This is a genomic window from Paraburkholderia sp. BCC1885, from assembly GCF_900996235.1.
GTDB lineage: Bacteria > Pseudomonadota > Gammaproteobacteria > Burkholderiales > Burkholderiaceae > Paraburkholderia.
Window position 1 is genome coordinate 46,550 of sequence record NZ_CAAJGM010000033.1, and the last position, 22,997, is coordinate 69,546.

General features: G+C 63.4%; 21 protein-coding genes. 10 read left to right on the forward strand and 11 right to left on the reverse strand.

Translation table 11 applies throughout. The features are described from left to right. Nucleotides 1-120: 120 nt before the first annotated feature. The 3 genes from dxs to FQ755_RS02570 form a co-directional block, all read right to left on the reverse strand. Complete coding sequence (dxs, locus tag FQ755_RS02560; RefSeq protein WP_144150674.1) at nt 121-2,019, reverse strand: 1-deoxy-D-xylulose-5-phosphate synthase; 1,899 nt, start codon at nt 2,017-2,019, stop codon at nt 121-123. Between the two features lie 85 nt (nt 2,020-2,104). After that, a complete protein-coding gene (locus FQ755_RS02565; protein ID WP_144150676.1) occupies nt 2,105-2,986 on the reverse strand; it encodes a polyprenyl synthetase family protein in 882 nt (293 codons plus the stop codon). After that, a complete protein-coding gene (locus FQ755_RS02570) occupies nt 2,983-3,291 on the reverse strand; it encodes an exodeoxyribonuclease VII small subunit (RefSeq protein ID WP_144150678.1) in 309 nt (102 codons plus the stop codon). The genes FQ755_RS02565 and FQ755_RS02570 overlap by 4 nt, the downstream gene beginning before the upstream one ends. A gap of 286 nt (nt 3,292-3,577) precedes the next feature. On the opposite strand from FQ755_RS02570, the gene FQ755_RS02575 reads away from it, so the two are divergent. Together FQ755_RS02575 and FQ755_RS02580 are read left to right on the forward strand one after the other, a co-directional pair. Continuing rightward, entirely contained in the window at nt 3,578-4,684 is a 1,107-nt protein-coding gene (locus tag FQ755_RS02575) for an aromatic ring-hydroxylating oxygenase subunit alpha (protein ID WP_144150680.1), read from the forward strand. A gap of 188 nt (nt 4,685-4,872) precedes the next feature. Further along, the gene (locus FQ755_RS02580) at nt 4,873-5,742 is read left to right on the forward strand and encodes a sulfurtransferase (RefSeq protein ID WP_144150682.1); all 870 of its coding nucleotides are present in this window, start codon (nt 4,873-4,875) and stop codon (nt 5,740-5,742) included. A gap of 53 nt (nt 5,743-5,795) precedes the next feature. Here the strand turns inward: FQ755_RS02580 and FQ755_RS02585 are convergent, their stop codons facing one another. From FQ755_RS02585 to polA, 3 genes are all read right to left on the reverse strand, one after another. Further along, a complete protein-coding gene (locus FQ755_RS02585) occupies nt 5,796-6,665 on the reverse strand; it encodes a dienelactone hydrolase family protein (RefSeq protein ID WP_144150684.1) in 870 nt (289 codons plus the stop codon). 93 nt (nt 6,666-6,758) lie between these two features. Next, nucleotides 6,759-8,111, reverse strand: coding sequence for an NAD(P)/FAD-dependent oxidoreductase (locus FQ755_RS02590; protein WP_144150686.1), 1,353 nt, complete (start codon nt 8,109-8,111; stop codon nt 6,759-6,761). Nucleotides 8,112-8,286: 175 nt separating this feature from the next. Beyond that, entirely contained in the window at nt 8,287-11,052 is a 2,766-nt protein-coding gene (polA, locus tag FQ755_RS02595) for a DNA polymerase I (protein ID WP_144150688.1), read from the reverse strand. 1 nt (nt 11,053) lies between these two features. Between polA and FQ755_RS02600 the strand changes: the two genes are divergently transcribed. Next, the gene (locus FQ755_RS02600; RefSeq protein WP_144150690.1) at nt 11,054-11,797 is read left to right on the forward strand and encodes a TIGR00730 family Rossman fold protein; all 744 of its coding nucleotides are present in this window, start codon (nt 11,054-11,056) and stop codon (nt 11,795-11,797) included. A 186-nt stretch (nt 11,798-11,983) separates the two neighbouring features. Here the strand turns inward: FQ755_RS02600 and FQ755_RS02605 are convergent, their stop codons facing one another. Further along, the gene (locus tag FQ755_RS02605; RefSeq protein WP_144150692.1) at nt 11,984-12,883 is read right to left on the reverse strand and encodes a transcriptional regulator GcvA; all 900 of its coding nucleotides are present in this window, start codon (nt 12,881-12,883) and stop codon (nt 11,984-11,986) included. Between the two features lie 98 nt (nt 12,884-12,981). On the opposite strand from FQ755_RS02605, the gene FQ755_RS02610 reads away from it, so the two are divergent. Both FQ755_RS02610 and FQ755_RS02615 read left to right on the forward strand, forming a co-directional pair. Further along, entirely contained in the window at nt 12,982-13,563 is a 582-nt protein-coding gene (locus FQ755_RS02610) for a chromate transporter (protein WP_144150694.1), read from the forward strand. Continuing rightward, nucleotides 13,560-14,090, forward strand: coding sequence for a chromate transporter (locus FQ755_RS02615; protein WP_144150696.1), 531 nt, complete (start codon nt 13,560-13,562; stop codon nt 14,088-14,090). Before FQ755_RS02610 ends, FQ755_RS02615 begins: the two co-directional genes overlap by 4 nt. Nucleotides 14,091-14,155: 65 nt before the next feature. Here FQ755_RS02615 and FQ755_RS02620 read toward each other — a convergent pair whose 3' ends face one another. Further along, on the reverse strand, nt 14,156-15,682 hold the full coding sequence (locus FQ755_RS02620) for an AMP nucleosidase (protein WP_144150698.1): 1,527 nt from the start codon (nt 15,680-15,682) through the stop codon (nt 14,156-14,158). A 197-nt stretch (nt 15,683-15,879) separates the two neighbouring features. Between FQ755_RS02620 and FQ755_RS02625 the strand changes: the two genes are divergently transcribed. The 4 genes from FQ755_RS02625 (at nt 15,880) to FQ755_RS02640 (ending at nt 19,853) form a co-directional block, all read left to right on the forward strand. Beyond that, nucleotides 15,880-16,275 carry a hypothetical protein gene (locus FQ755_RS02625; RefSeq protein ID WP_144150700.1) on the forward strand — a complete coding sequence of 132 codons (396 nt, stop codon included), beginning with the start codon at nt 15,880-15,882 and terminating at the stop codon, nt 16,273-16,275. 177 nt (nt 16,276-16,452) lie between these two features. Further along, nucleotides 16,453-17,448, forward strand: coding sequence for a homoserine kinase (locus FQ755_RS02630; protein WP_144150702.1), 996 nt, complete (start codon nt 16,453-16,455; stop codon nt 17,446-17,448). Then, on the forward strand, nt 17,439-18,245 hold the full coding sequence (locus tag FQ755_RS02635; RefSeq protein ID WP_144150704.1) for a BPSS1780 family membrane protein: 807 nt from the start codon (nt 17,439-17,441) through the stop codon (nt 18,243-18,245). The genes FQ755_RS02630 and FQ755_RS02635 overlap by 10 nt, the downstream gene beginning before the upstream one ends. A gap of 108 nt (nt 18,246-18,353) precedes the next feature. Further along, on the forward strand, nt 18,354-19,853 hold the full coding sequence (locus tag FQ755_RS02640) for a cryptochrome/photolyase family protein (RefSeq protein WP_144150706.1): 1,500 nt from the start codon (nt 18,354-18,356) through the stop codon (nt 19,851-19,853). Nucleotides 19,854-19,931: 78 nt separating this feature from the next. Here the strand turns inward: FQ755_RS02640 and FQ755_RS02645 are convergent, their stop codons facing one another. Beyond that, on the reverse strand, nt 19,932-20,108 hold the full coding sequence (locus FQ755_RS02645; protein WP_144150708.1) for a DUF3563 family protein: 177 nt from the start codon (nt 20,106-20,108) through the stop codon (nt 19,932-19,934). Nucleotides 20,109-20,249: 141 nt separating this feature from the next. Further along, a complete protein-coding gene (locus FQ755_RS02650; protein ID WP_144150710.1) occupies nt 20,250-21,452 on the reverse strand; it encodes a PHB depolymerase family esterase in 1,203 nt (400 codons plus the stop codon). A 406-nt stretch (nt 21,453-21,858) separates the two neighbouring features. On the opposite strand from FQ755_RS02650, the gene FQ755_RS02655 reads away from it, so the two are divergent. Next, entirely contained in the window at nt 21,859-22,569 is a 711-nt protein-coding gene (locus tag FQ755_RS02655; protein ID WP_144150712.1) for a phosphatase PAP2 family protein, read from the forward strand. 25 nt (nt 22,570-22,594) lie between these two features. Here the strand turns inward: FQ755_RS02655 and FQ755_RS02660 are convergent, their stop codons facing one another. Beyond that, entirely contained in the window at nt 22,595-22,978 is a 384-nt protein-coding gene (locus tag FQ755_RS02660) for a tautomerase family protein (protein WP_144150713.1), read from the reverse strand. Nucleotides 22,979-22,997 lie beyond the last annotated feature (19 nt).

A 22,997-nucleotide genomic window follows, 5' to 3' on the forward strand; every position in this document is an offset into this window, starting at 1 on the left:
ATGATGAGCCCGAGGGCCCATCGATTCAAGTTGGAGATTGCTATAGCCGCGATAGCGCCCGCGAACTTCGGCGCCCGGCCCGGTCTTACGACCTGCGTGCTAACGCCACCAACGACGCCATTAAGCGACGCGCTTGACGGACTTGCCGGCGGCGTGATCCAGGAAGCGTTCGCGGATCGACTTAGCAATGCCCGCGCTATCCAGACCGCACTCCGAAAGCAGTTGGGCCGGATCTCCATGATCGATGAATCGATCGGGGAGGCCCAATTGTAGTACGGGCCGCATAACCCCACTGGCGAGCAGGGCTTCGACGCAGGCCGAACCCGCGCCGCCCATGATGCAGCCTTCTTCGACCGTCACGAGGTAGTCATGTGTCTCGGCCAACTGGCGCACCAGTTCGGCGTCGAGCGGCTTGACGAAGCGCATGTTCGCCACGGTGGCGTCCAGTTCCTCAGCCGCTGCCAGCGACGGTGCGACCATCGTGCCGAACGCCAGAATCGCGATCCGCTTGCCAGCCGGTTGCGCCGTTTCGCGGCGCACTTCGCCCTTGCCCACCGGCAGCGCGGTCATCTGCTTGACTGTTGCGATGCCGGTACCCGCGCCGCGCGGATAGCGCACTGCCGCCGGCCCCGACTGCTGCAGTGCCGTGTACAGCATCTGGCGGCATTCGTTTTCGTCGGACGGCGCCATGACCGTCATGTTCGGAATGCAGCGCATGAACGCCAGATCGTAGGCGCCCGCGTGCGTTGCGCCGTCCGCGCCGACCAGGCCCGCACGGTCGATGGCGAACACCACCGGCAGGTTCTGCAAGGCAACGTCGTGGATCAACTGGTCATACGCGCGCTGCAGGAACGTGGAGTAGATCGCCACGACCGGCTTCATGCCGTCGGCGGCGAGACCGCCCGCGAAAGTCACCGCGTGCTGCTCGGCAATGCCGACGTCGAAATAGCGGTCCGGGAAGCGCTTCTCGAATTCCACCATGCCCGAGCCTTCGCGCATGGCGGGCGTAATGCCGACGACGCGCGGGTCGAGTTCGGCGGCGTCGCACAGCCATTCGCCGAACACATGCATGTACGCCTTCTTCGACGGCGCCGCGGCCGGCTTGATGCCCTCAGCCGGATTGAACTTGCCGGGGCCGTGGTACAGCACCGGGTCCGCTTCGGCCAGCTTGTAGCCCTGACCCTTCTTGGTCACGACGTGCAGGAATTGCGGACCGCGCAGTTCCTTGATGTTCTGCAGCGTCGGGATCAGCGAGTCGAGGTCGTGACCGTCGATCGGGCCGATGTAGTTGAAACCGAATTCCTCGAACAGCGTGGCCGGCACGATCATGCCCTTGGCGTGCTCTTCGAGCTTGCGGGCGAGGTCGAGCATCGGCGGCGCGACGCGCAGCACGCGCTCCACGCCGGCGCGCGCCGCTGCGTAGAAGCGGCCCGACATCAGACGCGCCAGATGGCGATTCAGCGCGCCCACCGGCGGCGAAATCGACATGTCGTTGTCGTTCAGGATCACGAGCAGCGGCACGTCGTCTTCGACGCCCGCATTGTTCATCGCCTCGAAGGCCATGCCGGCCGTCATCGCGCCGTCGCCGATCACGGCGATGCCCATATGGTTCTGGCCTTGCAGCTTGCTGGCGATCGCCATGCCGAGCGCGGCCGAGATCGAGGTGCTCGAGTGAGCCGTGCCGAACGTGTCGTACTCCGACTCGCTGCGGCGCGGGAAACCCGAGATGCCGCCGTACTGACGCAGCGAATGCATCTGGTCGCGGCGGCCCGTCAGGATCTTGTGCGGATAGGTCTGATGGCCGACATCCCAGACGATCCGGTCGCGCGGCGTGTCGAACACGTAGTGCAGCGCAATCGTCAGTTCGACCGTGCCAAGATTGGACGACAGGTGTCCACCGGTCTTGGAGACGCTGTCGAGCACGTAGGCACGCAACTCGTCTGCAAGCGGTTGCAATTGGCGGCGATCGAGGCGGCGCAGATCCGCCGGGTCGTCGATGGTTTTCAGCAAGTCGTACATCGTCGTTCCATTGTAGGAAAACTTACGCGCCCGCACTTCATTCACGCATTCATCGTGGCGAATGCGCGGCGGCGGGCTTTCGCGTTCAGCTAACCCGGTTCACCACCAGATCAGCCAGTTCGGCAAGACGCTGCGCCCGCGCGCCAAACGGCGCGATTGCAGCGTGGGCATCGGTGCGCAATTGCGCGGCGAGTTCGCGCGACGCCTCGAGCCCAATGATCGACACGTAGGTCGGCTTGCCGTCCTTCGCGTCTTTGCCTGCCGTTTTGCCGAGCGTCGCGGAATCGGTCGTGACGTCCAGAATGTCGTCCACCACCTGAAACGCGAGGCCCACGGCCGCCGCGTACGCGTCGAGCGAACGCATGGCATCCGCGCTCGGCGTTGCGCCGGCCAGTGCACCCATGCGCACCGACGCGCGCAGCAGCGCCCCGGTCTTCATGCGATGCATCGTTTCGAGTTGCGGCCGCGTCAGCGTGTGGCCGACGCTCGCCAGGTCGATGGCCTGGCCCCCCGCCATGCCGATCGAGCCGCTCGCCAGCGCCAGCTCGCGCACCAGCGCGGCCTGTTGCGCGGGCGCCAGCACTTCAGACGTCAGCGCGACGAACGCCTGCGACTGCAGCGCGTCGCCCACCAGCAAGGCGGTCGGTTCATCATACTTGACGTGCACCGTGGGCTTGCCGCGGCGCAATGCGTCGTCGTCCATGCAGGGCATGTCGTCATGCACCAGCGAGTAGACGTGGATCATCTCCAGCGCGGCCGCCGCTGCGTCAAGGCAATCGGCGCCGGCACCGGTCAGCTCGCCCGCCGCATGGCACAACAGCGGACGCACCCGCTTGCCGCCGCCCAGCACGGCGTAGCGCATGGCTTCATGCAATTGCGCCGGGGCGACGGAAGGCGCCGGCAAATAGTGTTCGAGTGCCGTTTCGACGCGCCCGAGTACCGAGTGCATCCATTGTTCGAAGGTCATAGGTCGTCCCCGCTCTCAGTAGCGGTTGTGCCTGCGCCACTCATGGGCAGCGGCTTGAGGGTCTCGCCGTCGAGAACCCGCACCTGCTGCTCGACCTTTTCCAGTTGCTGCTGGCAAAACGTCACGAGGGCCGCGCCGCGCCGATAGGCGGACAGCGATTCCTCGAGGCTCAGACTGCCGCCTTCCATCCGGGCCACGAGGCCTTCCAGCTCCGCCAGCGCCGCTTCGTAATTCTCGGGCAAGGGTGTGCTGTCAGCGCCTTCGGCGGCCGTTGCAACGGTATCTTTCGATGCGGTCTTCGCCATGAATGGTCGCAAAATTAAAACAAGTCGGACATTCTACGGCAAAAGCGACCAAACCGATCCGCTTGCGGTCCCCACTCCGCCCGCTTCCCTTACGGCTCCCCCAGAGCCTGACAGAAAAAAATCCTTTTTGCTCGGACGAAAACAGTGAACCATCTTCACAATTTTGACCCAAATCAGACACTTAGTCGCCCCAAGGAGGGGTAAACGGGTATAATCGCGGGCTCCCTAAATCGAAACCTTCGATGGTTGGGTTGTTCACTGCTTTCACGTCTTCACGGGAGTGGGAATGTCCAATCTGAGCAATGCATTGCAGTTGCGGTCTGTTCACAGCCAGCTGCCAGTCACGGCTTACTTTGACGATGCGCTTCTAACGCGCGAAATCGAAACCCTTTTCAAGAAAGGTCCTCGCTACATCGGGCACGAACTCATGGTGCCGGATGCGGGGAATTATTTTGCCTTGCCCAGCGAGAGCGAGGGGCGCGTGCTCGTCCGTAACCAGCAGTCGCAAGTCGAACTGCTGTCGAACGTGTGCCGCCATCGGCAAGCCATCATGCTCAACGGCCGCGGCCAGACGGAGAACATCGTCTGCCCCCTGCACCGCTGGACCTACGACCTGAACGGCCAGCTGCTCGGCGCGCCGCATTTCGCCGACAACCCCTGCCTGAATCTCGGCGCCACGCCGCTGCAGAACTGGCAAGGATTGCTATTCGAAGCCGCCGGGCGCGATGTCGCCAAAGATCTGGCGCGGCTCGGCACCAAGCAGCATTTCGACTTCTCGAACTTCATGTTCGACCACGTCGAAGTCCATGAATGCAACTACAACTGGAAGTCCTTCATCGAGGTCTACCTCGAGGACTACCATGTGGCGCCATTCCATCCGGGTCTCGGCAGCTTCGTCAATTGCGACGACCTGACATGGGAATTCGGCGAGTGGTATAGCGTGCAGACGGTGGGCGTCCACAAGGATCTGGAGCAGCCGGGCAGCCCCACATACCGCAAGTGGCACGACGAAGTGCTGCGTTTTCGCGACGGCAAGGCGCCGGATTTCGGCGCCATCTGGATGGTGTACTACCCCGGTCTCATGATCGAGTGGTACCCGCACGTGCTGGTCGTGTCATGGCTGATTCCGCGCGGCACGCAGAAAACCACCAATGTCGTCGAGTTCTACTACCCCGAGGAAATCGCGCTGTTCGAGCGTGAGTTCATCGAGGCGGAACGCGCCGCATATATGGAAACGGCGCGTGAAGACGACGAGATCGCCGAGCGCATGGACGCCGGCCGCCGCGCGCTGATGGAACGCGGCGAGTCGCAGGTCGGTCCGTACCAGAGCCCGATGGAAGACGGCATGCAGCACTTCCACGAGTTCCTGCGGCGCGAGCTCGGCACCATCTGAGAGCGCGAGTGTCGCAACCGTCGCGCAGCCCACGAGGCTAACCGGCAATCACGGAAAGACGGGCTTCGGCCCGTCTTTTTTGTTTAGACTAGCAGGATCATTCGGTCGAACTGCCTGAGCCCGCCTGGTCATGGGCCCGGGTCGAGCCGAAACCGCTCGCTTCGTAACCATCCTGCATGGGGCCCGTCATGCCACACACCCACTACACCACCCTGATCTCCGCGGCGAATCTCGCCGAACGGCTGAGCGCTGCGCCTGGCAGCGTGTTCGTGGTCGACTGCCGTTTCGATCTGGCCGACCCGCAGGCCGGCGAAAAATCCTACGCGGCCGGCCATGTGCCGGGGGCGCAATACCTGAATCTGGATCACGATCTGTCGAGCCCGAAGACGGGCACCAATGGCCGCCATCCGCTGCCGGACCGCGCACAACTCGCCGCCATGCTCACCGCCCGCGGCCTCCGGCAGGGCCAGCAAGTGGTTGCCTATGATGCGCAAGGCGGCATGTACGCGGCGCGCGCCTGGTGGCTGCTGCGCTGGCTCGGTCACGACGCCGTGGCGTTGCTCGATGGCGGCCTGCAGGCCTGGCAAGCCGCCGGCTACGAGCTGACGCAAGAGGTAGCGCCCCATGGCGCGGGCGACTTCAAGGCCGGCGCGCCGCTTGCCGTCACCATCGACGTGCAGGCCGTGGAGCGCAATCTGGATACGCATGAACGCGTGGTGATCGACGCACGCGCGGCAGACCGCTATCGCGGCGAGAACGAGACGCTCGACCCGGTGGGCGGCCACATCCCGGGCGCGCTGAACCGCTTCTTCAAGGACAACCTGACCGCGGACGGCCGCTTCAAGCCGGCCCATTCGTTACGGGAAGAATTCCAGGCGTTGTTGCCCGGAATCGCACCGGACCGCGTCGTATTGCAGTGCGGGTCGGGAGTGACGGCCTGCGTCAACGCGCTGGCGATGGAAGTGGCCGGCCTACATGGCGCGGCGCTTTATGCGGGGTCGTGGAGCGAGTGGTCTTCGAATCCGGCGCGGCCGGTTGCCACCGGGCCGAATCCGTAAAGACAGCGGCGGCGGGGTAAGGTCGCCCGCCGCACCAGCCGCTTGCGCCTATCTCACACGCCGTGCTGCTTGAACCACACCAGCGCACGGCGCCAGCCATCTTCGGCATCGGCCTTCTTGTAGCTGGGGCGATAGTCCGCGAAAAAGGCGTGCCCGGCATCGTCATAGACGACGAATTGCGAGCCGCGTCCCGCCTGCGGACCTTGCGCGATCAACTGCTTCATCTGCGCAAGCGTGTCCTGCGGGATGCTCTGATCTTGCAGACCGTACAGACCCAGCACCGGCGCATGCAGATCCGCCACCCGGTCGACCGGATTGGCCGGCGTGTTCGCCGTGGTCGCGCCCGCCACCCGGCCATACCAGGCCACGGCCGCCTTCACGCGCGGATTGTGCTCCGCGTAAAGCCACGTAATTCGCCCGCCCCAACAGAACCCATTGACGCCCAGCCGGCTCAGATCGCCGCCGTTCGCGCCGGCCCAGGCGACCGTGGCGTCGAGGTCGGCCAGAACCTGCTCATCCGGTACCTTGCTGACCAACTGATCGTTCAACTGTTGCATGGACGGATACGCCGATGCATCGCCTTCGCGCACGTAAAGATCCGGCGCGATCGCCAGATAACCTTGCTTGGCGAAGCGCCGACAGACGTCGGCGATGTGCTCATGCACGCCGAAAATCTCGTGCACGACGATGATCACGGGCAAATGCGTCTTGCCCGCAGGCTGCGCGCGATAGGCCGGCACGAGCGTGTCGCCCGAATGCACGGCAACTTCGCCGGCTTCGAGACCTTCGCTGTCGGTATGGATGGTTTGCGCGGACACCGGCATCACCGCGGCGGCGAATCCCGTGCCGAGCGCGGCTTTGATGAACGTGCGGCGATTGAACGGAACGTGCGGGACCAGGCTGTCGATTTCAGGTTTCAGCATGCAGCACTCCTTGGGTGAACTCGAGTGAAGAGCGATGAAGAGCAGTAAACGGCGCTAGACGACGGTGCGAAAGGCAACAGGATACGCCTTCGCTCAGTGCAGCTTCACCCGCGGCAGCGTCGTGCGGCGCAGCCAATGTGCGAAGGTGTCGAGCACCATCCGCGCGTAGCCGTGCAGCGCGGCAATATGCAGCCGGTACAGCGACATATACATGAAGCGCGCAAACAGCCCTTCGATCAGCATATTGCCGCCGATCACCCCGCCCATCAGATTGCCGACCGCGCTGAAATGCCCGAGCGACACCAGCGAGCCGAAGTCCCGATAGGTGAATTCCGGCAGCGGCTGATTCTCGAGCCGCGCAGCCAGCGCCTTTAGCAGAAAGCTCGCCTGCTGGTGGGCGGCCTGCGCCCGCGGCGGCACGTTGCGCTCGTTGCCCGGCCACGGACAGGCGGCGCAATCGCCGAGCGCGAAGACATTGTCGTCGGTCTCGGTTTGTAGCGTCCGGCGCACGACCAACTGGCCGAGCCGGTTGACCGGCAAGCCGTCGAGCTGGCTCAGGATGGCCGGCGCCTTGATCCCCGCCGCCCACACCGTCAGATCGGCGCGAATGGTTTTGCCGCTCGCAGTCCGCACGAGGCCCGGTGCAACTTCGGCCACCGTTTCGCCGGTCATCAGCTTGACGCCCAGCTTGGTCAACAATTCCGCCGTGGCGGTGGAAACACGCTCCTGCAAGGCCGGCAAGATGCGCGGACCCGCCTCGATCAGCACGATGCCCACGTCGTGACGCGGATCGAGCTTATGCAGTCCATACGCGGACAACACCTGCGCCGTGTTGCGCAATTCCGCAGACAATTCGACCCCCGTCGCGCCGGCGCCGACGATCGCCACCTGCACGCGCGGCTCCGTCGACGGCACGGAGGTGTCGTGTCCCGATTCCACCGGTTCGTGGACCTGATGCTCCGCGCGCATGCAGGCCGCGATCAGGCGTTTGCGAAACCGCTCGGCCTGGCCGACGGTGTCCAGAGCCAGCGAATATTCCGGCGCGCCCTGCACGCCGAAGAAATGCGTCGTACTGCCAATCGCCACCACCAGCGTGTCGTATTCGAGCACGCGCTGCGGCAGCAACTCGGCGCCGTCGTCATCGATGACCGGCGCGAGCGTGATCTGCTTCGCGGCGCGGTCGAGTCCCTGCAACTCGCCCTGCTGAAACTCGAAGCCATGCCAGCGCGCCTGGGCGGCGTATTCGAGTTCCTGGGTGAACGGGTCCATGCTGCCGGCAGCCACTTCGTGCAGCAGCGGTTTCCAGATATGGGTCGGATTACGGTCGACGAGCGTGACCAGCGCGCGCGCCTCGCCCTTGTTCTTACGTGGGGCATAGCGATCACCGAGACGTGTCGCCAACTCCAGCCCTCCCGCACCTCCACCAACGACGATAAAACGATGCATCGTAGTTCTCCGTGTTTGCTGATTGGTTGTGCGTCGAGGCAAGCCTACGTCATCTAGGTAATCCGCGTAGGAGCCTTCTGTCAGTGATTGTCAGCGAGCAGCACGGTTTGCCACAAGCCATCGCGGCGCATGTGTGACATGCGCACGACGATATCGCGTGATCGTCAAGCCTGCGTCAATGTGCCTCTTCCCAGTTGGCGCCGGCTCCCACTTCCGCGACCAGCGGCACTTTCAGCGAGGCCACGCCGCACATCAGTTCGGGCAAACGCTTGCGCACCTCGGAGAGTTCGCCGTCCGGCACTTCGAGGATCAGTTCGTCGTGCACCTGCATGATCATGCGCGTGCCGGTGTTGGAGGCTTCAAGCCAGTTCTGCACGGCGATCATCGACATCTTGATCAGATCGGCGGCGGTGCCTTGCATCGGCGCGTTGATGGCGGCGCGCTCGGCGGCCTGGCGGCGCGGTCCGTTGCCGCCGTTGATTTCCGGCAGCCACAGCCGGCGGCCGAACACGGTTTCGACATAGCCCTTGGACTTCGCGCTCATGCGCGTTTCGTCCATGTAGCTCGCGACGCCGGGATAGCGCGCAAAGTAGCGGTCAATGTAGAGCTTGGCCGCATCGCGCGTGATGCCCAGGTTCGCCGCCAGACCGAACGCGCTCATGCCGTAGATCAGGCCGAAGTTGATCACCTTCGCCACGCGCCGCTGATCGCTCGAAACCTCGAGCGGCGTCACGCCGAAGATTTCCGCCGCCGTGGCGCGGTGGATGTCTTCGCCCTGCGCGAACGCGCGCAACAGCGACGCGTCGCCGGAAATGTGCGCCATGATGCGCAGTTCGATCTGCGAATAATCCGCGGAGACGAGCTTGTGACCCGGCGGCGCAATGAAGGCCTCGCGAATGCGACGGCCTTCCGTGGTGCGCACCGGAATGTTCTGCAGATTCGGGTCGTTCGAAGCGAGCCGCCCGGTGACCGCCACGGCCTGCGCATAGTTGGTATGCACGCGCCCCGTCTCGGCGTTGACCATGCGCGGCAGCTTGTCCGTATACGTGGACTTCAGCTTCGACAGGCCGCGATGTTCGAGCAGCAGCTTCGGCAACGGGTAATCTTCGGCCAGCTTCTGCAGCACTTCTTCGTCCGTGGACGGCGCGCCGCTCGGCGTCTTTTTGACCACCGGCAATTGCAGCTTCTCGAAGAAAATCTGCCCGATCTGCTTGGGCGAGCCAAGATTGAATTCGCCGCCGGCGAGCGTATAGGCCTGCGTTTCCAGTTCGATCAGGCGCGTGGCAATTTCATTGCTTTGCACACGCAGCTTTTCTGCGTCGATCAGCACGCCGGTACGCTCCATCTTGCGCAATACGCGCGAGGTGGGTACTTCGATGTCGCTATAGACGCGCTTTAAGCCTTCGTCCGCGGCCACTTGCGGATACAAGGCCTGGTGCAGGCGCAGCGTGATGTCCGCGTCTTCCGCGGCGTATTCGGCGGCCTGTTCGAGCGCGACTTCATCGAAGCCGATCTGCCCCGCGCCCTTGCCCGCCACCTCTTCGTACTTGATGGTCTTGATGCCGAGATGGCGCAGCGCGAGGCTGTCCATGTCGTGCGTGCGATGCGATTCCAGCACGTACGATTGCAGCAACGTATCGTGCTCGATGCCGTCCATGACGATGCCGTAGTTGGCGAGCACCTGCTCGTCGTACTTCATATGCTGGCCGACTTTTTTATGGCCGGCGCTTTCGAGCCACGGCTTGAGCTTTGCCAGCACTTCGTCGCGCGGCAGTTGCTGCGGATGATCCGGGCCACGGTGCGCAACCGGAATATACGCAGCAGAATTAGGCTCGACCGACAGCGAAATGCCCACCAGTTGCGCCGACATCGGATCGAGCGCGGTGGTTTCCGTGTCGAAGGCGGTTATCTCTGCCGCGTTGACCCTGGCGAGCCACGCGTCGAACTGCTCCCACGTCTGCACGGTATCGTAGTGACGCTCGCCGTCGATTACCGGTGCAACGTCCACGCCCGCCGCCGGACCGTCCACGACTTCCGCCACTTCGACTTCGCGCAGCCACGTCTTGAAGCCGTGGCGCGCGAAGATGTCGCGCAACTCGTCGCGCGCTTCGGCGCGCGTCGCGAGGCTTTCTTCGATCGACACCAGATGCTGCGCCAGGTCGCATTGCGTATCGACCGTCACGAGCTTGCGCGCCATGGGCAGAAAATCCAGCGCGCGGCGCAGGTTCTCGCCTACCGCGCCCTTGATGTCGTTCGCATGTTCGACGATGCCATCCAGCGTTTCGTATTGCGTGAGCCACTTGACTGCGGTCTTGGGACCACACTTTTCGACGCCGGGCACGTTGTCCACCGTATCGCCGATCAACGACAGGTAGTCGACGATGCGCTCCGGCGGCACGCCGAATTTCGCCAGCACGCCGGCACGGTCGAGTGTCTCGTTGGTCATCGTATTGATGAGCGTGACGTTGTCTGTGACGAGTTGCGCCAGGTCTTTGTCGCCCGTCGAGACGATCACCTTCATGCCGCGCTTTTCCGCCTCGACGCTCAAGGTGCCGATCACGTCGTCCGCTTCGACGCCGTCGATCATCAGCAGCGGCCAGCCGAGCGCGCGCACCGCGACGTGGATCGGCTCGATCTGCTGCGCGAGGTCTTCGGGCATCGAAGGACGGTTCGCCTTGTAGTCGGGATACCAGTCGTCGCGGAACGTTTTGCCCTTGGCGTCGAACACGCACGCGCTATACTCTGCTGTAACTTCCTTGCGCATGCGCCGCAGCATGTTGATGATTCCGTATAGCGCACCCGTGGGTCCGCCATCGGGTCCACGCAGATCAGGCATCGCATGGTAGGCCCGGTACAGATAACTCGAACCGTCGACCAATAGCAGGGTCTTTCCTTCCAGCTCGGTGCCCAGCTTAGTTTCCAGGACTCGTTCTTCAGGCATTATGACAAAGAGAAAAGTGATTCCGAGTCTGCGATCACTCGCAGATCAAGAGCGCGCGACAGCCAAAAAGGCTCGCGCATCGTGGCAGATGTTCACGATTATGGCAGAGTTTATTGAGGCGACCGAGTACCTCTCGGAGATTCGCCCGGCTGTCAGCATCTATGGTTCAGCGCGCCTGAAACCGAACTCGCCATACTACAAACTCGCCACGCAGATTGCGCGCAAGTTATCGGACGCGGGCTTTGCGGTGATCTCCGGCGGCGGCCCCGGCATCATGGAAGCAGCCAACAAGGGCGCGCATGCGGGCAAGGCGCCGTCGGTGGGCCTGAACATCGAACTGCCGCACGAGCAATCGGGCAACCAGTGGCAAGACATCTCGCTGCGCTTTCGTCACTTCTTCACGCGCAAGGTCACGTTCGTGAAAAATTCGGACGCGGTGATCGTGATGCCGGGCGGCTTCGGCACGCTGGATGAACTCGCAGAAGTGCTCACGCTCATTCAGACCAAGAAATCGCGCCACGTGCCGATCATTCTGGTGGGCGGCGAGTTCTGGGAAGGCCTGCTCTCGTGGTTCAAGAATTCGCTCACGCCGATGGGCCTCATCAATCCGGACGACATGAACCTGATGCAGGTCATCGACGATCCGGACCAGGTGCTCGAAGCGGTGCTCAAGTTCTACGAAGATCGCGACGAGGCAGAACCGCATCCTGCGAAGTCGGACGAAGACCGGATGTTCTACCTGTAAGGTGTAAGGCCGGGCGTTTTTAAAGCCCTTTTAAAGCCCTTTTTTAAAGCCTTATAGGACGGCATTCGATGAACGCCGCGTGGCGCGCTGCCACGCGGCTTTTTGTTCGTTTGTTGCGGCGAGGACGTCGGATCATGCTGGCGCTCCCCGCCGTCGTATCGAGTGCTTAAACGCGCCTGTACGCGTTTAAGCGCGCTCCACCTCATCCGCCTGATCGCCCTGCTCCTGCAGCCAGCGGCAAAACTGTTCGACCAGAGGCGCGTGCGCCACTTCGCGCCGTGCGACCCACCAGTAGCCACGTGCGTCGAGTCGCGGACCGTCGAGCGGCATCACGAGCCTGCCCGATGCGAGTTCGTCCGCCAGCATCGGGATCGGCCCAAGCGCCACGCCGAGTCCATCCACGGCCGCTTGCAGCGCCAGATAGAAGTGATCGAACGATTGCTTCTTGCGACACTTCGCCCGCACGCCCGCTGCGCCGAGCCAGTTGCGCCACGCATCCGGACGCGTGTCCGAATGCAGCAGCACATGACGCGCGAGATCATCGGCAACCTTGATGGGTGCGCGCTGCAATAGCGCGGGACTGCATACCGGCAACTCGCTTTCGCCCAGAAAATGTCCGCTCACGCAATTCGGCCAATGCGCCGGACCGCGCCTGACTGCCACGTCATAGCCTTCCAGAATTTCGACGGGCGTATTCGAAGTCGACAGCCGCAACTCCACGTTGGGCATCTTGCGCTGAAACTGCGCGAGGCGCGGCAACAGCCACTTCATGGCGAAGGTGGGCAACGCGTTGACACGCAGCACATGCACCACGCCGGTGTCGCGTAGCTGGGCCGTCGCAACGGAGATGCTGTCGAAGGCGGTCTGGATGGTCGCCAGATAGCGGCGCCCGTCATCGGTCAGACGAACCCGCTTGCCCGCGCGATGAAATACCTGCACGCCGACCCACGCCTCCAAGGCTGCGACCTGGCGGCTAATCGCACCGTGCGTCACATGCAATTCGTTCGCTGCAGCCGTGAAACTCTCATGCCGCGCCGCGGCTTCGAAGGCGCGCAGCGCCGCAAAAGGAGGAAGAATTCGAGCCATGCTTGTGATTCTAGATCACAAGGAGACGCCCGAGAAATCGTTTTGCCGATGGACAAAACGGCGTTAACCTCCCCAGCATGCACAAGATGGCTTAAAACATGGACTCAAACCTCCCCTCCGGGCAAGCCGGAACCGAAACCGGCCTCGCGCCGCCGCCCAGCGTCAGCGAAATCTTCCTCGGTTTTCTTGGCCTCGGGCTGATCTCGTTCGGCGGCGCACTGCCGCTCGCACGACGCGCGATCGTCGAGCAGCGTCGCTGGCTTTCCGCCTCGGACTTCACCGATCTGTTAGGGCTGTGCCAGTTTCTGCCGGGCGGCAATGTGATCAACCTGTCGGTAGCGATCGGCATGCGTTTTCGCGGCTTGTCCGGCGCGCTTGCGGGCCTGCTCGGATTGATCGCCGGGCCATCGCTGGTCGTGATCGGCCTGGGCGTGCTCTACGAGCACACGCAGAACGATCCGCACATCCGTCATCTGTTTGCCGGACTCGCTGCCGCCGCGGCCGGATTATTGATCTCGATGGCCGTGAAGATCGTGCTGCCGTTGTGGCGCAAACCGGTTGGCACGATGGTCGCCGTGCTGGGCTTCCTGGCGATCGCGCTGCTGCGCCTGCCGTTGCTCCCCACGATGCTGGTCCTCACTCCGCTGAGCATCTACCTCGCATCGAGGACTACACCATGAACGACACCTTGATCTCGCTCGCGATCATCTTCAGCCAGTTGTCGCTGCTGGCGTTCGGCGGCGGCAATACGATCCTGCCGGAGATGCAACGTCAGGTGGTCGACGTGCATCACTGGATGCCCGCCAGCGAGTTCAGCGCGCTCTTCGCGCTGGCGCAGGCGGCGCCCGGTCCGAACCTGATGGTCGTGACCCTCATCGGCTGGCATGTGGCCGGGTGGGCGGGAATGCTGGTGACGTCGGTGGCAAAGTTCGGTCCATCGTCGATCGTGACGATTCTCGCGCTCAAGGCATGGGAGCGCTTCAAGGACCGCCCGTGGCGCCGCTATGCACAAGCCGGGCTGGTGCCGGTGACGGCCGGGCTGGTAGCCGCGAGCGCGGCGCTGATCGCACATGCCTCGGATACGACGCCGATCGCGTGGGCCATCACCGCGGTTTGCGCGGTAATGGCGGTCAGGACGCGCATTCACCCGTTGTGGTTGCTGGCGGCGGGCAGTTTGATCGGGTTGACGGGGTTTGGGCAGTTTTAGTTTGAGCTTGAGTTTTGAGCTTCAGGCGCGGCCGTGTTTCGACCGGCCGGCCCTCACCCGCCGTCTCACTGAAACGCCACTTCCGCAAAACTCCGCAGCTTGCGGCTATGCAAACGATGCAGCCCGTTCATGCGCAGCAATTCCATCGCCTTCACGCCGATCTGCAAATGCTGATCGACCTGCGCGCGATAGAACTGGTCCGCCATTCCCGGCAGCTTCAGTTCGCCGTGCAAGGGCTTGTCCGAGACGCACAGTAAGGTGCCGTAAGGCACGCGGAAACGAAAGCCGTTGGCGGCAATCGTCGCGCTTTCCATATCGAGCGCAATCGCGCGGCTTTGCGATAGCCGCTGCACCGGCTCGCGATGATCGCGCAATTCCCAGTTGCGGTTGTCGACGCTCGCCACCGTCCCCGTGCGCATCACGCGCTTGAGTTCGACGCCGTCGAGCTGCGTCACCTGCGCGACCGCGCGCTCCAGCGCCACCTGTACTTCGGCGAGCGCCGGAATCGGCACCCACAGCGGCAGATCGTCGTCGAGCACGTGATCTTCGCGCACATAGCCGTGCGCCAGCACGTAGTCGCCGAGACGCTGCGTGTTGCGCAGACCCGCGCAGTGACCAAGCATGATCCACGCATGCGGACGCAGCACGGCGATATGGTCGGTGATCGTCTTCGCGTTCGACGGTCCCACGCCAATGTTGATCATCGTGATGCCGCTGCCGTCGGCGCGCTTCAGGTGGTACGCAGGCATCTGCGGCAGGCGCGGCGGCGGCGTGCCTTCGGTCTCCTGATCGCCGAGATTCGCGTTGTAGGTGATCACGTCGCCCGGCTCGACAAACGACGTGTACTCGCTGCGGTACGTGCGCAACTCGGCATCGTCCGTGTGAGCCATCATCGTGCGGCCTAGTTTGACGAACTCGTCGATATAGAACTGATAGTTCGTGTACAGCACGTAGTTCTGGCAATGCGTGGGCGCGGTCGCCGTGTAGTGCTTGAGCCGGTGCAGCGAGAAATCGACCCGCGCCGCCGTGAACAGCGCCAGCGGATGCGGCTCGCCCGGTCCCGGTTCGTAAGTGCCGTTGACGATACGATCGTCGAGAAAACGCAAATCCGGCGTATCGAACACGTCGCGGATGCCAAGCAGGCGCTCGCGATCCAGGTCGCCCTCCAGATGGATACCTTCCGCAAACGCAAAATGAACCGGGATAGGCTGATCCGACACGCCCACTTCGATCTGCACATGATGGTTCTTCGCCAGTAGCCGTAACTGCTCGCGATAATAGTTGCCGAACAGATCGGGCCGCGTCACGGTGGTTTCGAACACGCCGGGTCCCGCCACGAAACCATACGAGCGGCGTGAATCTATATGCGTATTGACCTCGGTGCACACCCTGACGAACGGGTAACAGGCGCGCACGCGGTGCTCGAACGGCTCGTTGCGCCGGTAACGCGCAAACGCGTCGCGCAGGAAAGACGTGTTCGCCTCGTAGATGGCAGACAGATGAGTGACGGCGTCTGCCGCGTCGTCGAAGGCCTCGGTCGGGAAGTCATTGGCGGGCGTTTGCACCGCGCGCTGATTGGTGTTGTTGTTCATCGTCGTTCGCCTCGATTGATGAGCTGACATTACCACGGAACCTTGCAGGATTGATCATCGGGGACCGACCAACCGGCGTCTGCCGGATTGCGCGCATGCCGCGCGCACGGCGTTCGAAAGCGGCGCAAAATAAGGGCACCGCGCCCGTAGGCAAGGCTGGATTTGCTAGAATCGGGTCACCCTATTGGAGAATCACCATGAAGCCGCTCCTTCCCGTCGCCGTTGCGCTGGCACTCGCCATCGCCAGCACTGCGATGGCTGCCCAGCCCGTTGACGCACCGCCGCCCGCCGACCGGCCTCTGTCCGCCAACGAACAGGCCGGCCTGCCGGACCTGGACGCGATCAATCGCCCGGCCGCTGAGGTCAGCTCGAAGGTCGAGATCAATCAGCCGCGCCTGCCGAGCTTCTACGAAAAGAGCCCGAACGGCACGGAGATCACGGAATATCGCGACAAGGGCAAGCCGGTTGAAATCAACGTGCATTCGAACTTCGGCACGAGCTACCACATGGGCGCGCCGCTCGACACGTCGCCGAGCGCGACCAACAGCGGCCATCCGAGCACACGCCTGCCGTCGATGAGCCTGAGCTACTGATTCTTACGGACGCTTACCCGCGGCGAGGCGGCGGCACGCCCGCTCGCCCCCTGCAAGGCCCGCGATCCGGGCCTTCAGTCTGTTTATCGCGCTTGCCGTGTTTGTTCCGTGTTTGTCTATACCTTGCCGCACTGGCCGCACCGCGCCAGCCCGACCACCTGATCCGACGTCTCCCGCATGGCTGTCTTCACCGCTGTTACCGAACCCCAACTCGCGCAATGGATGACGCATTACGATCTCGGCGACGTCGTCGAGTTTCGCGGCATTGCGTCCGGTATTGAAAACAGCAACTTCTTTCTGACCACGACGCGCGGCGAATACGTCCTCACAATTTTCGAAAAGCTGACGGCGCAACAACTGCCGTTTTATCTGGACCTGATGCGTCATCTGGCGGCGCATCGGGTGCCGGTGCCCGACCCGATGCCGCGTGCGGACGGCTCGCTGTTCGGCATGCTGCAGGGCAAGCCCGCGGCGATCGTGACGAAACTCGAAGGCGGCCCGCAATTGGCGCCGGGCGTCGAGCACTGCATCGAAGTCGGCCAGATGCTGGCGCGCATGCATCTCGCCGGGCGCGACTATGGGCATCATCAGCCGAATCTGCGCAGCCTGCCGTGGTGGCAGGAGACCGTGCCCGCGGTGCTGCCGTTTCTGAGCGATGCGCAACGCGCTCTGCTGTCGTCCGAACTCGCGCACCAGCAGGCGTTTTTCGCCTCCGCCGATTACGCGGCGCTGCCCGAAGGGCCATGCCATTGCGACCTGTTCCGCGATAACGTCCTGTTCACGCAGGCAGCGCCGGAAAGCGGCCACGAGGTGCGCCTCGGCGGCTTCTTCGATTTCTACTTTGCCGGCTGCGACAAATGGCTGTTCGACGTAGCCGTGACGGTCAACGACTGGTGCGTCGACCTCACCACCGGCAAGCTCGACGACGCGCGCATGGAGGCCATGCTGCGGGCCTATCAGACGGTGCGTCCGTTCACGCGGGAAGAGAACCGCCACTGGGGCGACATGCTGCGCGCCGGCGCGTACCGCTTCTGGGTCTCGCGCCTGTATGATTTTTATATGCCGCGTGCGGCGGAACTGCTCAAGCCGCACGACCCCGGTCATTTCGAGCGCATTCTGCGCGAGCGCCTTTCGGGCGTTGCACTACCAGGCATCCATACCTCATGCAACTAATTGAAGTTCCCGCGAAGACCGGCTATGTATGGTTCCGGCAAGGCATCTGGCTGTTCCGCAAGAACCCGCTCGCCTTCCTGACGCTGTTCTTCGCCTACCTGCTGGTGATGACGCTGGTCGCGCAACTGCCGTATGTGGGCGGCGTATTGCCGCTGGTTTTTGTGCCGGGCGTGGCAGTGGGTTTCATGGCGGCGTGCCGCGACACCATCGCGGGCAAGCCCGTGTTCCCTACCATCCTCGTGGACGGCTTTCGCTCGTATGGCTCGGTGGTGGCAAGACGTCTACTGTTGCTGGGCGGCATCTATCTTGTCGCGATGGCGCTCGTGCTGGCCGGCTCGGCGCTCGCCGACGACGGCATGCTGCTGAAGGTGATGCTGGGCACCGCGCCCATGGAGCCCGAGACCATTCTGAACAGCAACATCATGATGGGGATTCTCGCGGCCATGGCGCTCTATATTCCGGTCGCAATGCTGTTCTGGTTCGCGCCGGTCCTCGCGGCGTGGCACGACGTGCCGCCGGTCAAGGCGATGTTCTTCAGCATCGTCAGTTGCTGGCGCAACCGCGGCGCGTTCGTCGTGTTCGGCGCCTTGTGGTTCGCGGTGGAAACAGCCGTCATGTTCGGCCTGACCGCGCTGATGCAAGTGCTCGGCGCCGGGGATTACGCGGTCGCCGTGCTGATGCCCGCCACCATCATCGTCACGACCATGCTCTACTGCTCGTTCTACGCGACCTATCGCGGCTGCTTCGGCGTGCCGGCGCCCGACGCGCCGGATCTGCCGCGCACACCGGCAAGCTGAGCGAAGCTGAAGCGAAAGCGGCTGAGCACGGAGAGCCCGCTCGATGCATCGACCGGGCATACCCAGTGCTGACGCGTCAGCGAGCCTGTTATCCACCGAGCCGAGATCATGACGCGCGTCCGACACCTGACTACCGATTACGACACCGGCCTCGTCTGGTTTCGCCGCGACCTGCGCAGCACCGACCACGCCGCGCTTTACTACGCCTTGAAGCATTGCCGGCAGGTCTGGTGCGTGTTCGTCCTCGATACGACTATCCTGCAGCCGCTCCTCGACACCTGGAACGCGCGTCGGCCGGATCGCCCGCCTGAGGACCGGCGGGTTGACTTCATCCTCGCCGCGCTGGATGAGCTGGATCAGGCGCTGCGGCAGCACGGCGGTGCTCTCATGGTCCTGCACGACGACGCGCGCTCCGCGATTCCCGCGCTGGCGAAACAACTCGGCGTCGAAGCCGTCTTCACCAATCACGACTACGAACCGGCCGCCCTGGAACGCGACGATGCCGTGCGCGAACAACTCGCCGAACAGGGCCGCGAGCTGATCACGTTCAAGGATCAGGTGATCTTCGAGCGCGAGGAAATTCTCACAGGACAGGGCAAGCCATTTACGGTCTTTACGCCCTATAAGAACGCGTGGCTCAAGGAACTCAACGCCTTCGATCTAAAGCCGTATCCCGTTGAGACATATCTCTCGAATCTGGCGCCGCTGCCCGCCGCCGTGAATGGCCAGCGGCCGACGCTCAAGCAGCTTGGCTTTGCGCCGAGCAACCTCGCTGACCTGAAGCTGCCTGCGGCGATGAGCGGCGCCCAGCAACTGCTCGACGACTTTCTGACCCGCATCGACAGCTACGGCGACCGCCGCGACTTTCCGGCCGCCAAGGGACCGAGCTATTTATCGATGCATTTGCGTTTCGGCACCGTGTCAATCCGCACGCTGGCGCGGCTCGCACACGAGTTGTCACTGCAACCGGACGGCAAAGGCGCGGCCACGTGGCTATCGGAACTGATCTGGCGGGATTTTTACTTCATGATCCTGTCGCACCATCCGCGGCTCGCGGGCGGCGCGGCGTTCAAAGCCGAGTACGACAGTCTGCGCTGGGAGAGCGGTAAGCACGCGGACGCGGCATTCGCGGCGTGGTGCGACGGGCGCACCGGCTATCCGCTCGTCGATGCAGCCATGTTGCAGCTCAATCAGACGGGCTACATGCACAACCGTCTGCGCATGGTGACAGCGAGTTTTTTGGTGAAGGATCTGGGAATCGACTGGCGTCTTGGCGAACGCTACTTCGCCGAGCAATTGAACGACTTCGACTTTTCAGCGAATAACGGCGGCTGGCAATGGGCAGCCTCGACGGGCTGCGATGCGCAGCCGTATTTCCGGATCTTCCATCCGGTGACGCAATCGGAGAAATTCGATCCCGAAGGGCGCTTTATCAAGCGTTACCTGCCGCAACTGGCGAACGTGCCGCCTAAGTGGATTCACGCGCCTTGGCTGGCGGGTGCTGACCGCCTCGCCGGCTTCGGCGTGACGCTCGAAAAAGACTACCCGGCGCCGATCGTCGATCATGCGGAAGCAAGGCAGCGCACATTGGCGCGCTTCGGCAAATGACGATAGTGGGTACTTACATCTGCAAACCCCGGCGAACCCCGACAAATCCGGCGGTTCGTTGTACAGCTTCAGCTCAGCTTAGTGCTGGATCATCCATGCCGGATGACGGACGGCAGCTTCGCGGTCCAGCTTGCGCATACGGAATTCGAGATCGTACAGATCCGTTGCTTCAGCCAGGTAAGCGTCGCTACGCTCTTTGGCCATCTGGTCAGCGGATTTCGTCAGGAACAGGAACAAGCGGCTCAGCAGGTACATGATCAACCTCGGAAAGAATCTAGGGTTACTGCCTAGTGGATAACCCCTATTATAGGGAAAACCCTAGGGCGTGCCAAGCACTCTTTCCTGAGGTGTTGCTCTACCGCCGCACATCTGCCGCCGAACTGCGTCGAATACTCTCTAAGCCCCGCCCGACGCGGCTCCGGCGGCAACGCGTTCAGCTTCGCCGGCCTTCGCGGCGCGCCGCTGATATCTGAAAAATTCCCAGATCAGGGCGCTCGCATCCGGCCCTTTGGATGAATGGAACGGAACAGCATCGTCGCCGCCGCTCCAGGCATGCCCCAAAGCCTGAACCCGGCACAGGCGCACAACCCGCCGCCCGCCGCGGACGTAATCGCGCGTCACCACGGCCGCTTTGCGTTCCTCGCGGACCTCGCCGGCTTTGCGTTCGCCCTGTGCGTCCACCAGGCCGTTCAGACGCAGGAACTGCGCGGTCAATTGTTCGGCATTGACCGGGGCGACTACATGATCCGCGTCGCCGTGGACGATGATGGCCGGCATGCCGGGATACGTGGCCACATCGACCGCCTGATCCACCAACTCGACCGGGTCGTGGCGCATGCCGCGCCGCATCACGTCCATGGCGGCGATACCCGAGCGCGCCTCGCCGAATGCCGGTCCGGAATGTAGCGCGACCGCCGCAAAGCGATCCGGATAGCGGATAGCCAGCAAAGTCGCCAATCCCGCCCCCGCCGACAGCCCAGCGACATACACCCGCTCGCCATCGAAACCATGCTCGGCCACCAGCGCGTCGACCAGCGATACCACCGCGCACGCCTCGGCGCCGCCGGCGGTATCGCCGCTGTCGTACCAGTGCCAGCACCGATGTGCATGGACATGCTTGGACTGCTCCGGGTAGACGACCGCGAAATCGAAGCGATCCGCAAGCAGATTCATGCGCGAGCCCTCGGCGAACTCGTCGATGGACTGCTTGCAGCCGTGCAGCATCACCAGCAGTGGCAACGGCGCGGACGCCGTCCCGGGCGGCAAATACAACCCGTATTGCAGATGATTGACGAGTCGTCCCGGCGCGGCAGGCGCGGAGTGGAACGAACGCGTCCATGCACCGCTCGCCCATGCGGCGGCGCGCGGACGAACCCGGGATTCGCGGGCGCCCGGATGCGGCGCATCGCGTTTGACGGGGGCGCGGACGGTGACAGCCGGCTTGATCGATTTAACGGGCTTGAGCTTGGCGGACAGTTTGCCCGTCGGCCGGACCGGCCGCGCGGCAGTGCGCTTGGCGGTATCGCGCGCGTGTTGAGCCTGGATCGAGATCAGGCGTTTCAGACCGCCCAGCCAGATTTTCGTCAGACTTTTTGCCATTGGATGATGACCTCGCAAAAAGGGACCGATACTGTCCTGTGGGAACGGCAGGTCGTTGTGCAATGCACAATAACATCAATCGCCAGCCGACGCTTGGCCGCACCGCGGTATCGAAATCGCGCGTCATCGCCCCCGTCAACGCCTGCCCGCGAGGGCTGCCCGCATCCACGCGGTTTTTCGTCAGACGCTTCATACGCAGTCGCGCACCGCCAAGGCATCGGCACGAAGCGCCAAAGCCGACGCCATGATGTCGCGCTATAAGTTCCGAACGGCACTCCCGTCTATACTGACAGTCATATGCAAGAAACACGCGAGACGTGTTTCAATCTTTGTCGGCCAGATGTTCGGCTGGCGCGTTAAACCATCACGCTTCTGATTCTACGCGGCGCCTGTCGCGCTCCTTGCTATGCCTGACTTGCCATCTCACGTTTGGAATTTGATCACCAGCCTCGGGGGCGCAGGTGTGACGCTGCCGCTCGCCCTGGCGATCGCCCTGTGGCTGGCGCTCGGTTACTCGTGGCGCGTGGCCGCGGCGTGGTTGGCTCTGCTGGGCGTGGCGATCGGCGTGGTCACCGTCACCAAGCTGGCGTTTCTCGGCTGGGGCGTGGGCGTGCGCGAACTGGATTTCACCGGCGTGAGCGGTCACGCCATGCTTTCTACCGCCGTCTATCCAGTCGCGTTGTTCCTGATGCTGCTTCCGGCGCGGCCTGGGTTCCGGCTCGTCGGCGTCCTGCTGGGAATCGCGGCAGGCATGGCGGTTGGATTGTCGCGCGTGGTGCTGGACGCGCACTCGCCGTCCGAGGCAATCACCGGTTGCATCGTCGGCGCCGTGACTGCATTGCTGTTCGTGCGCATCGCGTGGGATGCGCAACCCGGCCGCTTGTCGGCCGTGGCCGTCACCGTCAGCCTGATGATGCTGGTAATCGGCTTGCATGGCGTGCGCGTGCCGACGCAGCGCTGGGTGACGCACATCGCCCTCAAGGTCTCCGGCCACGACCGGCCGTTCATCCGCGCCCGCTGGAAGGCGCGCCGCTACAACCTGCCGAACACGGCGCCGGTGGCGCAGACGCGGAACACACTCGCCGCGCCAGGGCAGCCGAACGTCACGCGCGCGTAGCGGTTTCGGACCACCCCTCCTCAGGTCAAACCGCGTACTGCGCGATCCCATTGCCGAACGACCAGTTCTCCTTCGGCACATCCACGAGATTCACCAGCACGTCTTCCGGCCGCACGCCCGGACTTTCCGCGAGATGCTCCGCAATCCGCTTGAAGAGCGCCTTCTTCATCTCCACGGTGCGGGTGTTGCTCACGGTGATCTGAATCATCACGAGATCATCGCTGCGGTGGACGCCCAGATACTGCTTGTCGTAGACGAAATTGCCCTCGTCGTGCTCGGTGACGGCCATGAAGATGTCATCTGCCGGCACGTTGAACACCTCCACCAACGAACGTTGGATGCCCTGTGTAAGCGCCTGGCGATAAGCAACGGGCTTACCGGCGCGGACTGCAATTCGGGTGAACGGCATGATGAAACTCCTGTTGAAG